Origin of the sequence: Leptospira sarikeiensis, assembly GCF_004769615.1 — a bacterium.
Lineage (GTDB): Bacteria > Spirochaetota > Leptospiria > Leptospirales > Leptospiraceae > Leptospira_B > Leptospira_B sarikeiensis.
This window is the reverse complement of the sequence record NZ_RQGF01000028.1, coordinates 207,635-223,463: the sequence shown is the minus strand read 5'-3', so window position 1 is coordinate 223,463 and position 15,829 is coordinate 207,635. Positions and strand designations below refer to the sequence as shown.

The following is a 15,829-nucleotide window of genomic DNA, read 5'->3' as shown; positions in this document are numbered from 1 at the left end:
TGCGAGAAGACTTCGCATTCCCGCGATTTTCTATAAAAAGGGGAGTCTTTATCGAAACAGGAAATCTTCGCTTTCTTCCCTGGCTTCTTCCCAGCTAAAAACTGTGTCTCTAAGCTGAGGTGTGTTTCCTTCTACTGTGGAAACTAACTGGAACTCTTCCCTTTTACCAAATTCTTCCGGAAGGCGTTTTAGGACAAGTTTTCCGGAACGGATCAGATCCAAAACATGTAAGAGGAAAGGGTCTCTTTCAGAACGTTGGAGTTCCTTCATAGAGGAATAAAAAGGCATAATCCCCTTATAAAACCAATCCACAGTCTCGTTTTTGCCTGGAGCCCATAATTGCTCCAAACGGATCGATTCTTCTTGGACTAGGCTTTTACCTTGGAAAGGTTTTTGGAGATGTCTACATTGAAAATACAGTTCATGATTGATCTCTCTTGGGAAAGATCTTCCGTATCCTGCTCCGATCCATTCCAACCAGGCCTTCTTTTCCTTGCTTGGAAGAGCAGGGATCAATGCAAAAAGATAATTTTGATTTCTGAACACTCTGGATTGAGCTAAAAAATCCAATATTTCGTATGGGATCATAAAATGACCAGGTTGCCATTCCAGAACTACCGGAACATTTTCCACATCCAGATACTCGTCAGGAGTTTCTCCCTGAACTACATCCCCGAATTGGGTGAGAATATAAATAAAAGATAATAATTCCCTGCGAGTCATGGAACGGATCAAAGTATCCGAATCCAATTTTTGCTTTAGAGAGCCTCGAATTAGATTATATTGTTCTAAAGGATATTGATGAGGAGATAAAATGATCCCCAAATGTTTTTCTAATTTGCGAAGGCTTGGCCTTTCGACTAAATCGATATTTCCGGAAACTAGAAAAGGCATAATAATTAAAGGGCTTTGTTCGCGATGTCTTTACGGAAAAAGGTTTTGGAAATTTTAAAACCGCTTAGATAAGAATAAACCTTATCAACAGATTCTTTTAAGTCCTTACCGTAGGAAGAGATCCCTAGAATTCTTCCACCTGTAGAGATTAAGTTTCCATCCTTTTTTGAAGTTCCCGCATGAAAAACTACAAGATCTTTACTATTCGTTTCAGGAAAAATTAAAGGAATATTCTTTGCATAAGAATCGGGGTAACCTTCTGCGGCCAAAACGACTACAGTAGCTGCGCCAGGTCTTAAACCTATTTTTACGTTCCCGAGTGCCCCTTTGGCAGATGCAAAGAAGATCTCCAAAAGATCACCTTCTAACATAGGCAATACGCATTGAGTTTCCGGGTCACCGAACCTGCAGTTGAACTCGACTACTTTGGGATCACCTTTAGAATCTATCATTAAACCTGCATATAGTAAACCTTTGTAAGGATTTCCTTTTTTACGGAAGATCTCGAACATAGGTTGGAATACTAAAGTATTTACTTTTTCTAATGTTTCTTTGGTAACGATAGGAGCAGGGCAATAAGCACCCATTCCTCCTGTGTTCGGGCCCTCGTCTCCATCATATGCTCTTTTATGATCTTGGGCTGCAGGGAGAGTGAAATAAGTATTTCCATCGCTGATCGCAAAGATAGAAGCCTCTTGACCATCCATAAACTCTTCGATCACAACTTTGGATCCACTTTTACCGAATTTATTGTCTAAGAAAATTTCCTTTAACGCTTGCTCTGCTTGCGAGAACTCCAGGCAAACAGTTACACCTTTTCCTGCAGCTAGACCGTCAGCTTTGATTACGATCGGGATCCCTTCTTTTTGAACATAAGACAATGCAGATTCATAATTGTCGAAGGAAGAATATTTTGCTGTAGGAACTTTTGCTTCCAACATTAAGGATTTTGCGAATTCTTTGGAACCTTCTATCTGAGCGCAGTATGCGGAAGGCCCGAATACAGGAACACCGATCTCAGCGAGCCAATCTCCGATTCCGTCCACTAAAGGATCTTCGGGGCCGACGACTACTAAATCATATTCATTTTTCTTAATAAACTCTTGAACGGAAGATTTGTTTTTCAGGTCGAAAGAATTCGGAGCCAAAACTTCAGGATCAGGAAAGCCGCCATTCCCCGGAAAAACATGAAGGCTCTTCAGTTTCGGAGACTGACGAAGTTTATACGCGATCGCGCTCTCCCGTCCTCCGGAGCCGATTAAAAGGATCTTAGACATAATATTGCTACTTAAGTATCAGGGATAAAATCGGCGGGGACCGCCTTTCGGACAATGTTTAAGCAAAGGATCTAAGCTTCAATAAATAATGTTGGCGGCTGCTCGCTTTCGCGATCACCGCGCTACTACAGGTTCGCTATGCTCATCCAAATCGATCTTATAGATCTCAAAAAATTTTAAGTTATCTCGATTTGGACTAGCGCCTTTCGTATCGCTGCCGCGTTATAAGTCGGAAAAACTTATCCTAGTTTTTCCAAACCTTTTTGTAGGACTTCCTTCTTCTCGCGAACTGTTTTGAGTTTATCTTTCTCTTTTTCGATCACGTCCGGATTCGCTTTTGCTATGAAGTTCTCGTTTCCAAGTTTAGAAGCGAGTTTTTCCTCTTCTTGGATGAGCTTTTGCAATTCTTTATCGATACGAGCTCTTTCTTTTTCAAAGTCGATCATTCCAGCTAAAGGAAGGATCACTTCTCCGAAACGGAAAGCTCCTACTGAATCTGTTTTTTCTCCAGTATAGCTGTCATTCACTTCTATACTTTCCAAACGTGCTAACTGCAGAATGGAAAATTCGAAGTCTGTCACTGCGGATGCTACAAGAGGCTGAGAGGATTTTAAGATTACTTTACATTTTTTATCTAAAGGAACCCCGTTCTCCGCTCTTTGAACTCTGATCTGAGTTACTACATCCTGAAGGATAATCGTTTTTAAAACACCTTCATCTTCTGCGGAAACATTATACGAATTCGGAAAAGGAGTTTGGATGAGGAAATCTCCATCGCTGAATACTTCGTAGATCTCTTCCGTCAAGAAAGGCATAAAAGGATGTAAAAGTCCTAAAGCCTTAATTAGAATACTTGCAAGTACCTGTTTTGCGACTTCTTGGGATTCTTCTCCTAATTTACCGTAGATCCTAGGTTTAACTAGTTCGATATACCAGTCGCAGAAATCTCCCCATACGAAATCGTAAATTTGAGAAGCCATTTCGAAAAACAGGAATTTGGAATATGCCTTTTCGTAATTCGCTAATGTTTCATTGAATCTATGAAGGATCCATTTGTCCATCGGCTCAAGTTTGGAACCGTATTTGGATTCTAGATCTTCCAATTTCCAATCCGCATCCAAGTTCATCAGAATGAAACGGCTGGAGTTCCAGATCTTATTGCAGAAGGAACGATAACCGTCCAATCTACTTTCATCGAATAAAACGTCTTTAGCTTCAGGCAGAGTTGCGGCTAAGAAGAAACGGAAAGAATCAGTTCCATACTTATTCATCATGTCCAAAGGATCGATTACGTTCCCTACGGACTTGGAAAACTTCTTCCCTTCCTTATCACGCACTAGTCCGTGAATGATCACTTTTGCAAAAGGGGCCTTGCCTGTGAACTTCTTGCCCATCATGATCATTCTGGCAACCCAGAAGAAAATGATATCGAAGCCGGTAACAAGAACAGAAGTAGGATAGAATTTTTTTAGATCTTCCGTATTCTCGGGCCATCCTAAAGTAGAGAAAGGCCAAAGCTGAGAAGAGAACCAAGTGTCCAAAACATCGGTATCTTGTTCCACTTCTTTGGAATTACATTTAGGGCATGTAGTTATATGAGTTTCGGAAACTTCTATATGTTTACAAGTTTTGCAATGATATGCTGGGATCCTATGGCCCCACCATAGCTGACGAGAAATACACCAGTCACGGATATTATTCATCCACTCGAAGAATGTTTTTTCCCAGAGTTTCGGAACGAATTCAGTCTCTCCGGATTGAACCGCTTCTACTGCAAGATCCGCCAAAGGCCTCATCTTACAAAACCATTGAGTGGATAAGTAAGGCTCTATAATTTCTCCGCCTCTAGAGTTATGACCGATGGAATGAGTATGATCTTCTATCTTTTCGACTAGATCCAATTCTTTTAGATCTTCGATCACCTTCTTACGAGCTACAAATCTTTCGAGTCCAGCATATTTACCTGCGTTCTCATTAAGAGTTGCATTCGGGTTCATCACAAGTAAAGGTTTGAGCCCAAGTCTTTGCCCAGCTTCGAAGTCATTCGGATCATGAGCAGGAGTGATTTTCACCAAGCCGGAACCGAACTCTTTATCCACGAAGGAATCGAATAGAAGAGGGATCTTTCTTCCTGTAAGTGGGAGCTCCAACTCCGCGCCTTTTAGAGATTTGTATCTTTCGTCTTCAGGATGAGCTGCAACTGCAACGTCTCCGAACATTGTCTCGGGTCTTGTAGTAGCAACGACCAGATATTTACCCGGTTGGCCCACGATCGGATAACGTAGATGATAAAGTTTTCCTTTTACTTCTCTATGTTCCACTTCCAGATCGGAAATAGCAGTGAGAGTTTTAGGACACCAGTTGATGATCCTTTCTCCCCTGTATATTAAACCTTCATCATATAATGTTTTGAAAACTTTGAAGACCGCTTTGGAAAGTCCTTCGTCCATCGTGAATCTGGAACGGGACCAATCCACAGATTCTCCCAGAAGCCTTTGTTGGTTCTGGATCATCCCACCTGAGTGTTCCTTCCATTCCCAAACTTTTTCCTCGAATTCCTCTCGAGTGAAGTCGGTCCTTTTTTTTCCTTCTTTCCCTAGTTCTCTTTCCACAACCATTTGGGTTGCGATCCCGGCATGATCCGTTCCGGGAAGCCAAAGAGCGGATTTGCCTTTTTTACGTTCGATACGGGTCAGAATATCTTGGATAGTATGATTGAGCGCGTGACCGATATGAAGGCTTCCGGTCACGTTTGGCGGAGGCAGAACGATAGTAAAAGATTGGCCGTTTTTTAAGTTCGGCTCAAAACTTTTTTCCTTCTCCCAAAGAGAGATCCATTTCGGTTCTACGCTGGTAGGTTCGTAACGATCGCTAATTTGTTTTTTCATGGCCTTCGTTCGGATAGAATTTTCCGTCGGAGGATGAGGTCAAGTCGTACTGGTCCTTTTCATTGAGAGAGAATTCGCATAAAAAAGCCCTAGATACGATCCTAGGGCTTTCAAACGAAAAGATTGTTTTATATAACGTATAGCCAGGATTGAAACCCGGCTAGTTTCGTTAATGTAAGGTCTTTTTGAGCAAGGTTTTAAGATAAGTAGAAGGGAACTTCTCCTTATCTTTTATTAAAACACAATTCTTACCTGTTTCCGATTTCGGAAATTTGGATCGAAATGCTCTTATGAAAGATTCTTCGCAGAAATATACGGAAAGATGGTTTTTATGGTTCGAAAATGCGACCCATCGCCCGTTTCTTTCGAAAGTAGGCATTCCATATTTCAGGCTTTCTCTCAAATCGGAAAATTCTTCCCGAATCGAATCCACCAAATCCTTTAATTTTTCACTCCTAATAGAAGGAGTTCTTTCTAAATAATCCTCCACATCCGGATTGAATGTCGAATCCAATCTTGGGAGTGTGGGAACCAAAGCATAAAGTAGCATACTTTTTCCTTGGGGGCAGGCCCTAAGAGTTATCCTGCATTCGCTACCAGTGGTAAAGGTTCCAGACTTGGAGCCGGAGCCGCACCACCTTTGAAAAGAAGAACGAGCTCGCTCCAATCTTCTCTGCTAAAATAATCTAATCCGCCTTCCGGACTTCCAAGCAGGCCTTCTATCGTTTTGTGATAAGAAGTCATCAGCTCGTAAACTTCCGTTTCGGATTCTTTGCTTCTTCCTAAGAGATAGAAGGCAACCTTCTCTCCTAGATCGTCGCTTAGATCGAAAATAATCGAAGTAAGATGGTCCGCTCTCAATTCACTTTTGAGGGATCCGTCTTTCTGTCCTTCTACGATCAAAGAAACGAATAACGGGAAGCTTAAGTCTACGGACTTGCGTCGTATCTTATCTCTGAGTTGAAGATTGCTCGCAGAGAAAAGGGATTCGGTTAGAAAACGAATTTCTTCCGATTTTCCTTTTTTCCAGTTCCTTGCAACGATGAGTGCTTGGCGGATTTTTTCCAGGCCGGATCCTTCTCCAAGATCCCCAATCTCTTCTTGCATTGCTGCGTGTGCTTCTTTCGCAAACTGCACTGCAATTTCTTCTAGAAGTTCTTCTTTGGATTGAAAATGGTGATAAAAGGTTCCTTTGGCTATGTCCAAAGCAGATAGGATATCTTGTATAGAAGTTGTTTCGTATCCTTTCTCGAAGAATAGCCTTCTGGATTCGTTTAGAATTCTTTCTTTTGTGGAGATTTTCGCTGGGATCATGGTTGTTCCTCCTGCTAAACCGACGGTCGGTATAGACTATCAGTCGGTTTTACACTACATCCGACTATGCGTCGGTCAAACATATTTCAAAACAACGGGCAAAAAAATCAACAAAGGAAACAAATAAAATGAAAAATGTTTCCTGACTTTCTGGCGGAAAATCCGACGGTCGGTCGGGAGATGAGATTTAGTCTCCAGTATCAATAGATAGGAGCTGGTTTAATAAATGCACTATATTAGTTTTCATTAATATTTGGCCGCGCCGCTTGTTGGCATCTCTGTGTGCTCCGTGAACTCTGCGCGAAATTCATTTTGTTCCGCACGTAGATCACATAGGCCACGGAGATTAAATAAGAGAATCTATCTTATCGAGTAAAAGTTTATATCCGTTCTCTCCGACTATTTTTGTTCCGAGGGAAAATTCCGTGGAGGTTTTTAAGTAAGTGAAAGGAATTTTATTTTTTTCTAAAATAAGAGAAAGTTCTCTGTGGATCGGGGATATAGAGAATGTTGCGACAGGTATTTTTAGATACAATGCCTCGAATACACTTTGGCCGAAGTAGCCTAAAAATTTTTCGGAAGATTGTAATCTTCTTAAATATTCTATTCTGGGAAGCCTTGGAAGATATACGATTTCTTTATGTTTACTTTGAGCCCCGCCGATCCGGATCTGTTTTTTCCCTTTAGAGTTTTGAAGTAAAAATCGGTCCAGATTTTCGGATTCTTCTTCTCTTAAGTTTCCGGCATAACAAAATACATCATATTCTTTCGTAATACTTTTCGGATCTTTTGTCGCAGAAGAGATTAAATTCGGAGGAATAAGGATCTGTTCCCAATCGAAAAAGGATTCGTTTTCGGGATGAGGAAGAAGTTCCCAGGAATCATATTTCTTCTTATCCTTTCCGAAATGGTCCAGTAAAAGAACTTTTGTCTTTTCGTAATTTACCGGAAGATCTATATCCCTATAATCTATTAGAAGAATATCATATTCTCCATCTTTTGGAAAAGAATCCAGCCATTCCGTTTCCCAGTTCCGATATGGTAAAAAAGAAAAAAGAATAGAAGATCTGGAGATATGCCCTGATCCGAATTCCTTTGCGGGTGCGACCAATACTCCGATCTTTCCCTTTGTAGTTTTGACCGGATTCGGAAGAGGGAAACGTATTTGAGGAACATCCAAGTTCTTTTGAAATAGTTCGGGGCTTTCTTTCTCCCATTCCAGAAATTCTTTTGTTCCAAAGGAATCTAAGGATCTATTTTTCAAAAGTGCAGAGATGGTTTGAAAATCTTCAGGAGTATCTATGGTCAGTCTAAAATTAGGTATTCTGGAAGATTCTTCTTTTGTGAGTAGGCTCGGGATCGCTACGATCTTATACAACTCCGGATCTTCTTTAATATGAAGGCTTACATGTTCCTTATGTCTTTCTTCTTGTTGGAGTTCCGACAAATTCTGTAACGTTGAGGTCCTGAAAACTTCTCCTCCAGTTCCTAGAGGAAGTCCTTTAAAATAAGCGAGATCCGCTTCGGATCGTATGAATGTTTGGAGAAGTAAATCCAAATGATCCGTATCGTAAAAAGGATTATCGCCCGTTAATCTCAGGATCGCGTCCGCGTCAAAATGTTCGGCCGCGAGAAAATATCTAGATCGAACGTCATCCAAGGGACCGCTAAACGATAACATTCCTCTTTGGTCTAAAAACTTCTCTAGTTCCTTATCTCCTTCCGGGATCAGGTAAACGATCCTGGAGTTTGGGAGTATTTTTAGGATCCTTGAATGAATATGATCTAAGATCGTTTTATCAGAATCCGGCGGGATAGGGCTAATTACTTTTTTGGGAAATCTCGTGGAGCCGGTTCTCGCCTGAATAAAGGCAAAAAGAGAACGGATCGGTTTACGCGTTGAATGTATACCACTCATCGCAGGAAAGACAAGGTGCAGGAATTGTTTCGTGTTTACCTTGGGCAGAGGCCGTGAAGAACGGATTTCCTTTGGCCCAGATCTCGACCAAGGAATTCTGATTTATATTCCCTAAAGAATGTTTTTTGGATCCCGGGGTCTGTTTGCAGATAGAAACTTCTCCGTTTGCATTCAAATATAGATCTCTGGATATATGCCAACAGAAATCCCTTCCCAAAGGAGTCAGGTCAGAAGCCCTCCTTTGAGGTAGTACATCCGAATAAGAATTATATTTTTGTAAAATGATCTCATATCCAGCTTTTTGGGTTTCTTCGTACCATTGATCCAATTCGGGGTCCACTTCTTTGATCTTTAGAAATTGGAGAAAGATAGAGGATTTAGGTAGGACTTCCGAGATTGATCTTAGGTTTTTCAATACATTCTCCAAATTATCTTTTCCGTATAATTGGGAATAAGTGCGTTTGTCTCTTGTGCTTAGATTTACGATCAGACTGATCTTTTTCTTATCTTCTTCTTTTAAGCCGGAGATCGTTTGGATGAACTTTTCTGGATCTGTATATAATGCAGTCTCTATAAATAATTCTTTTAAGTTCGGAGAGGATACTGTTTTTAAAACTAATTCTGAAAAGTTTGGGTGAAGAGTAGGTTCTCCCAAACCACCGAAACATACGCTGTATGGAAGTCCGAATTCCTTCTCCGCTTGGGACAATAACTGATCTAGAACTTTAGGATCTAAAGCAATATTGTCTTCTTCCGGTTTTAGATTTTGCCTAGGGCAAAACAGGCAATCGTATTCGCATCCTCTATATAATTCGATCTCATAATAACTTGGACCGGAGCGGAATACTTCCGGATGAGAGATTAGGAAGGATTGGACCTCATCGTATTTCCAATTTTCTTTTTCATTCAGAAAGGAAGAGATAAGCCTTCTTGATCTAGGATTGCTCGCAGAAAAATCCAGTCTCCATTGTCTTAGGTCGGGCGATGTATAAAAGATCTCAGTGTCGAATTGGTTTATATTCTTCGCCAAAAATTCTTGGGTCCCGCCTGAATATTCCGCAGGAAGACTTCTTACGAATTCCCGTGAAAGGATCCTAGGGACTATACCTGAAGGTAGATTTTCTGAATAAGAATATTGAGCTAGATATTTTTCATGTCTTTGGATCAGCTCTTCCGTAAGATTACGATCTAATAAAGGAGCGACCCCGTCAAAAACAAGAAAACTTGTCTCGTCCCATTCTGGATCTCCCGTTCTTGAGTCAGGCAATTGATCGCATATTTTTGCGAAATAATCCGACTCTCTAGAGGTTTCTAAAATTATAAATTTAGAATATTTAAATTTTTTGCTGATTGCCTGGGCTTGCTCAGATAATTCTTTTCCTAGATTGGAATAAACCGGTATATTTTTTACTATAGGAGATAGTTTCTCCAAGGTAAGTTCTAAATATCTGAGGAAAGTTTTAGGGTCCGAAAATCCTTGAGGAGAAAGAAGATCGTCTTTTAGATAAAATACGACTGCTTGCGGTGGATATTTCATTGTATAGTTTTCGGACCGATTTCTATTTTCGAGTTTAATCTAAGGTGAAGGTTTCTTGCTGGTCTGGGATCTTATTCTCTTTTTTATAAACGTCGTCAAAGATCTGTATCGGCACAGTTGACCTAGATTCTCTTACCCATTTGGAAAAAGTTTCGTCTTCTTTTTCTTTGCTTAATAGGTTCACGATCCCTTGACGGACGTTTTCTAGAGGAGTCGGTCTTTTTCCTTCTACCTTAATAATGCAATAACGCTTTCTTTCGTCCCGGAAAACTTCCGAAACCGCTCCTACTGGAACGGAGGCAACAGCTGTCGCAACGGATCGGTTCGTTTTATATAATTCGAAAGAAGAGACCCAATCCATAAGTCCTTTTCTGGCTCTTAATATCGCATCTGTGTTGCGAGGAGATCCTGCAATCAAACTGAAGGAAGCCGGATCGGCTAGTATACTTTTTTTAATTTCTGTCGCTTCTTTGTGGATCCTGGATTCTTCCGTCATGGAATCGTTCGTAGGTGAGATCGCGATCTGTCTATACTGGACTTCGAATCCTACTTTTTCTTTGTTTTGAGCATACCAAGCTCGGATGTCCTTATCAGAAGGAGGATGATTCGGGACCTTGTATTGCATGAGCTGGGTCTTTTTGATTTGGAAAGGAAGTTCAGTGTACCATAATTCATAAGACATTCCGGAACTGGTCTCTACCGCTTTTTCGAATTGTTTGCGAGAGGTCAGTCCCATGTATTCCATTCTCTTTTCGATCTCGCTTTCGAGCCTCTTTTCATTTACCTGAATGGATTCATCTTCGGAAATAGAGTCCACAACGGCTCTATCTATTAGAAAATCTATGACCCTGGTTCTAAGGGATTTTCTCATGTCCTCGTTTTTGAGGTATTTGGTGAGTTTTTGGTATTTTTCCTGAGCGTCGTCAAAGTCCAATTCGCTGATGGATTGGTTACCGACTGTAGCTATGATCTTATTTAAAGACTCAGCAGATTGAACGGAAGAGTTGAATGCGCTTAAACAAACGATTCCTGTAAGTAAGAAAAACTTACGCAAATATACAGTTGAGGATCGAGGAAAAACTCCAAACACAGGGAAAGGATGTCCTCGAACCTCCTTAGTTCAACCGTTTTTCGAAAGACCGAAGGTCTCGTGGATGCGGTTTACTGCAGTTTCTGCATGAATTCTTGGAATTACACAGGATATTTTGATCTCTGAAGTGGAGATCATCTCTATATTGATTTCCTTTTCTGCCAAAGCTTTGAACATTTGGGCCGCTACTCCCACGTGAGATTTCATCCCGATCCCTACTGCCGAAACGATTGAAATTTCTTCGTTGATCTCAGGTTTTTGAGCTCCTTGAGAACCGGAGAAAGATTCAAGGATCGGAAGAGCTTGACCTAGGTCTTTTTTAGGCACGGTAAAGGAAATAGTGTTTCGACCATTATAAGGAGAAGATTGAACGATCACATCTACTAGAATATCTTTGGAACTTAATTCTCCAAAAAGGACCGCTGCAAGTCCCGGTTTATCCGGAACATCTGCGATCGTGATCCTGGCTTGGTCGTTTTTTGCGGTCACTCCGCTTACTTTCAATTTTTCCATTATTTTGTCCTCGTTTACAACCAAAGTACCCGGATTATTATTAAAGCTGGAGCGCACATGTATTACTACATCGTAGTTCATTCCCAATTCCACACTTCTGGAGTGTAGAACGCCTGCGCCTAAACTTGCAAGTTCCAACATCTCTTCATAAGTGATCTGTGAATGTTTTGAAGCCCCGGGAACTACTCTAGGATCTGCGGTATAAACCCCGTCCACATCCGTATAAATCTCACATTCTTTCGCGCCAAGCACTGCGGCTAACGCAACTGCGGAAGTGTCAGATCCACCTCTTCCTAATGTGGTAATGTTTTCGTCTTTATCTATCCCTTGGAAGCCGGCGACTATGACTACGTTCCCTTCGTTTAGAGCTCGATCGATCCTTTCTCGATCCACACTTTGGATCTTGGCATTGGAAAAATTCCCGTCTGTGATCATTCGGACCTGGGAACCTGTGAAAGATTTTGCAGGGACTCCTATATCCCAAAGAGACATTGCGAGAAGTGCGATAGAAACTTGCTCTCCTGTGGAGAGTAACATGTCCATTTCTCTTTTTGGAGGATTTTTGGTGATCTTATCCGCAAGATCTACCAGTTCGTCCGTAGTGTGACCCATTGCAGAGACAACAACTACTACGTGGTTTCCTTCATCATGATAACGTTTGATTCTTCCGGCTACGTTCCGGATGCGTTCGGGAGTTCCTACAGAAGTTCCCCCGTACTTTTGGACGATTATGTTTGCCATCGCTGCCTACCATCTTTTTGGGCTGAGAGAGGGGATCAAGAGAAATCAAATCCTATCGGCCGAAAGAATCCTTGTTTTCAAGGGAAGTAGACCGATCTTTATGGAGAGTTCTCCCGGAAGGGAGAAAGGGGGGCCCCATTTTTTCTCCTATTGATTGGTATCTGATCCTAGCTTATATCGTTTTCGCTTTTTCGGCAGGGCTTCTTCTTTCTTCTAAGGCGGGAGAAAGTTTGAGTTCCTACTTCGTGGCGGACAGAAAACTTCCTTGGTGGTGGCTCGGGACTTCTATGGTCGCGACTACATTTGCCGCGGACACTCCTTTGGTGATTACAGGGATGGTCGCTCAAGATGGTGTGGGAGGAAATTGGCTCTGGTGGAGTTGGGCCATAGGATATCTGATCATTACCGTATTTTTCGCGGCCTCTTGGAGAAAGGCGGAAGTATTAACGGACGTAGAATTTGTTGAGCTCAGATATTCGGGAACTGGGGCTGCAATCCTCAGGGCTTCCAAGGCATTTTTCTTAAGTATTCTTTTTAATTCGATCATTCTTGGTTGGGTCTTCAAGGCGATGTCCAAGATCACCGCTCCATTTTTGGACTGGAATATTCTACTGGGTCCGGAAGTTTTCGGGTCCATTTCGGCTCATTGGCCAAGTTTTCTAATATTAGGAGATTTGAATACTACCCTCACTGTTCTCATCTTATTTTCCGTTGTAGTGTTTTATAGCAGTATGGGCGGGATCCAAGGTGTGATCTTGACGGATCTATTTCAATTCGCATTGGGTATCGGCGGGGCGATCCTTTTTGCTTTCTTTGCGATAGACTATGTGGGCGGGCTCCAAGGTTTGTATTCTAAATTAGGATCCTTGTATCCCGGCAAATCGGAATCCATCGTATCTTTTTGGCCTAGGATAGGAGAAGAAGATCATGGACTCCCGATCCAAGTTTTTCTAATATTCATAGGTGTTCAATGGTGGATCCAATATCATTCGGACGGATCCGGATACCTGGCCCAAAGATTACATACTGCTAAAACCCCGAAAGACGCGGAATTGGGTTCTCTTTGGTTTAATATCGCGAATTTTATTCTGAGAACCTGGCCTTGGGTTTTGACAGGACTTGTTTGTCTGGTAGTCTTTCCTTTGGAGAAGGCGGATCTTTTTCAGGCCGAAGGAGTTGTTGTACAAACGGATCGAGAGATTGCGTATCCCGTTTTAATGAAGATCGTTTTGCCTGCCGGTTGTTTGGGATTGGTATTCGTTAGTTTGATGGCCGCATTCATGTCGACTGCGGATACTCATATCAATTGGGGAGCAAGTTACTTAGTGAATGATCTGTATTTGAGATTTTTAAAACCGAATGCAGGGAATAAGGAAACAGTAATCGCGGGGAGGGTCGCAGTTGTGTTGATGGCAGGGATTGCGATCTTAGTCGCTGCACAAATGAATTCGATCGCTTCTGCTTGGAAATTCTTTTTGGCGATGGCTTCCGGTTTAGGTTTGCCTCAGATCTTAAGATGGATCTGGTGGAGAGCAAATGCCTGGACTGAATTATCCGGAATGGGAACTGCTCTCCTTCTTTCATTAATTTTATATAAAGTATATCCGGATGTGAATGCGGATTATCTTCTATTCTTTACAGCTTTAGGAAGTGTGATTGTTTCGATAGTCGTGACTTTTTTAACTCCTCCTGTGTCTGAAAAAGTTTTGGATAGTTTCGTTTCGAAATTACAACCTTTCGGGTTCTGGGGAAAATGGGGAGGATCAAACTCTCGCAAAAAATTCTATTTCAGGGTCCGGATCTGGCTTTTGGCTATTTTTTGTCTGTATGCTTGGTTGTTCGGGATCGGATATTTATTACAGCTAAAGTTTTTATACGGAAGCTTATTCTTACTTGCCGGAGCTGTTTCCGGATATTTGGTTTTCAGATTATGGGAGATGAAAGATTTAATTTCGGATCCGCATTAAGTTTTTATAAAGAAGAAGGAAGAGTAAAGACAGGTGGGGACACCCGTCTTTTTAGAATATCAATCTTCGGAATTCTCGGAATCATCCGAATCATCTGAGTCGTAACCCGGCGGTTCTACCAAGATCTCAAAAAGAAAATCTCCATTCTTATCATGGTATTTGTATAATAAAGAAAGACCCTTGCTGAAAAGTTTTCGGTTTATCTTTCTATCCGAATATGCAGCATTTGTGGTGATTGTCTGCATTTGTTCTTTCCAGGAATCTAGATCTTCAATGTCCTTTTTTTCCGTTTTGACTAAGGTAATATAATAGGCACATTTTTTTCCGGGCCCTGCTTCTACTTTATCTAACTTACTATCCGGATCGATCGTATATGGAGTATTTTTGTTTTCATCCGCACATACTTCTTGGGCGACCGGGTCGGAATCCAATAACCTTTCGATATGAGGGTAGGCGATCTTAATTGCCATGGATATGATAAAGGAAAATAAAAAAATCCCACCATAACCGATCGCAAAACCTTTTTTCCATGGAAATGGTTTGAATTCCGGATCCAACTCTTCATTCCGAACGAGAGCTAATCTAAAATCGCCGAAAGGTTTATCTAATAAGATCTTTACGGCAAGTATAGAACTGATATGAGTTCCTGCAGTAAATAGAGTAAGGGATAACGGAACTATATACCATAACAATTCTTTGAAAAAAATACCTGGGATTACGGATACTATTATTGCCAGATATGCAAATACGATGGTTCCCATCGAGATCAGCGCGTTACGCCAATAGAAGGCCCACCATAGGGTAAAAAATCTTTGTTTGTCCTTTTCAAGTTCTTCGCTCATGTATAACTCTTGGGGTATTTGATATGAGAAGAAAGAAATCTTTTACGGATCACTCAACCGAATTTTATAATAATTTAACGTTTTTCTGGCGTTTTTAGGAACCTACTTTTAGCCCTAATATAGATAGTCTTTTGAACGATCGCGATTTTTTGAAAATTTGCATCTAATACTTCGATCGAGTATTTTCTAGTCGTCTTTTTGTTGGATTTACACTCTTCTTGCATTTTCTCTAAGTCTTCTTTTAAGACCTCAATCTCCGCATATAGATCCGAGTTGCTTGCTTTTAAAAAATCGATTTCGGCTTTTGTGTCCAATACTAGATATTCGGGACCAAGATTTTTAGAGATAGAAAATACATACAATGGATCCACGAAAGCATATATAGCTCCTCCGAAATGTGTATCACCGAATCCCTTTGTTTTCCTATTGAAGGGGAAGACGACCTTCAATTTTTTAAGATCATCAGAGACGGATTTGAACCTTACGCCTAATCGATAATACATAGGCCAATTTTTCTTTATCATTCTATTGAATAAAAATAAATTCCATTTTTCTAATGCGATCAAGAATAAGTTTTTCTTTAGTGCCAGAAAGATCGATCCTTCCGTCATACTGCCCTCCGTTTACCCTTCTTCTTTTTCTTAATAGTTTTATGTCAAACTAAAAATGTTTGTTTGGTTTCAGAACAGATCTTGGAGATAGCCGGTACTCTTAGGGGAAATTTGTAGTGTAGGAGTTCAAACATTTTGGTTTGGTAAATCGCTTCAATTCACTCTTTATCCTATAGATTCGTAAAAGAAACGGTTCAAAAAAAGCTTTTCACTTCCGAGGCTTCGATAAGTAACATA

12 protein-coding genes are annotated in these 15,829 nt (G+C 41.0%); 1 reads left to right on the top strand and 11 read right to left on the bottom strand.

The features are described from left to right. Positions 1-48 precede the first annotated feature (48 nt). The 9 genes from EHQ64_RS12260 to EHQ64_RS12220 form a co-directional block, all read right to left on the bottom strand. On the bottom strand, positions 49-894 hold the full coding sequence (locus EHQ64_RS12260) for a hypothetical protein (protein WP_135649770.1): 846 nt from the start codon (positions 892-894) through the stop codon (positions 49-51). Positions 895-899: 5 nt separating this feature from the next. After that, entirely contained in the window at positions 900-2,171 is a 1,272-nt protein-coding gene (purD, locus tag EHQ64_RS12255) for a phosphoribosylamine--glycine ligase (RefSeq protein ID WP_135649769.1), read from the bottom strand. Positions 2,172-2,410: 239 nt separating this feature from the next. Then, on the bottom strand, positions 2,411-5,059 hold the full coding sequence (locus EHQ64_RS12250) for a valine--tRNA ligase (RefSeq protein WP_135649768.1): 2,649 nt from the start codon (positions 5,057-5,059) through the stop codon (positions 2,411-2,413). A 169-nt stretch (positions 5,060-5,228) separates the two neighbouring features. After that, a complete protein-coding gene (locus tag EHQ64_RS12245) occupies positions 5,229-5,609 on the bottom strand; it encodes an iron chaperone (RefSeq protein WP_135649767.1) in 381 nt (126 codons plus the stop codon). A 29-nt stretch (positions 5,610-5,638) separates the two neighbouring features. Further along, the gene (locus EHQ64_RS12240; protein WP_135649766.1) at positions 5,639-6,373 is read right to left on the bottom strand and encodes a TetR/AcrR family transcriptional regulator; all 735 of its coding nucleotides are present in this window, start codon (positions 6,371-6,373) and stop codon (positions 5,639-5,641) included. A 346-nt stretch (positions 6,374-6,719) separates the two neighbouring features. Continuing rightward, the gene (locus EHQ64_RS12235; protein WP_135649765.1) at positions 6,720-8,291 is read right to left on the bottom strand and encodes a cytidylyltransferase domain-containing protein; all 1,572 of its coding nucleotides are present in this window, start codon (positions 8,289-8,291) and stop codon (positions 6,720-6,722) included. Then, the gene (locus EHQ64_RS12230; protein ID WP_135649764.1) at positions 8,266-9,828 is read right to left on the bottom strand and encodes a spiro-SPASM protein; all 1,563 of its coding nucleotides are present in this window, start codon (positions 9,826-9,828) and stop codon (positions 8,266-8,268) included. Before EHQ64_RS12230 ends, EHQ64_RS12235 begins: the two co-directional genes overlap by 26 nt. Before the next feature lie 34 nt (positions 9,829-9,862). Continuing rightward, positions 9,863-10,918, bottom strand: a complete 1,056-nt coding sequence (locus tag EHQ64_RS12225; RefSeq protein WP_135649763.1) for a putative peptidyl-prolyl cis-trans isomerase — start codon at positions 10,916-10,918, stop codon at positions 9,863-9,865. A 30-nt stretch (positions 10,919-10,948) separates the two neighbouring features. Beyond that, positions 10,949-12,172 carry an aspartate kinase gene (locus EHQ64_RS12220; protein WP_135649762.1) on the bottom strand — a complete coding sequence of 408 codons (1,224 nt, stop codon included), beginning with the start codon at positions 12,170-12,172 and terminating at the stop codon, positions 10,949-10,951. 137 nt (positions 12,173-12,309) lie between these two features. Between EHQ64_RS12220 and EHQ64_RS12215 the strand changes: the two genes are divergently transcribed. Then, positions 12,310-14,139, top strand: a complete 1,830-nt coding sequence (locus EHQ64_RS12215) for a sodium:solute symporter family protein (RefSeq protein ID WP_135650554.1) — start codon at positions 12,310-12,312, stop codon at positions 14,137-14,139. Positions 14,140-14,198: 59 nt separating this feature from the next. Here the strand turns inward: EHQ64_RS12215 and EHQ64_RS12210 are convergent, their stop codons facing one another. Beyond that, positions 14,199-14,981, bottom strand: coding sequence for a hypothetical protein (locus EHQ64_RS12210; protein ID WP_135649761.1), 783 nt, complete (start codon positions 14,979-14,981; stop codon positions 14,199-14,201). Between the two features lie 74 nt (positions 14,982-15,055). Further along, on the bottom strand, positions 15,056-15,592 hold the full coding sequence (locus EHQ64_RS12205) for a PaaI family thioesterase (protein ID WP_135649760.1): 537 nt from the start codon (positions 15,590-15,592) through the stop codon (positions 15,056-15,058). Between the last annotated feature and the right edge of the window lie 237 nt (positions 15,593-15,829).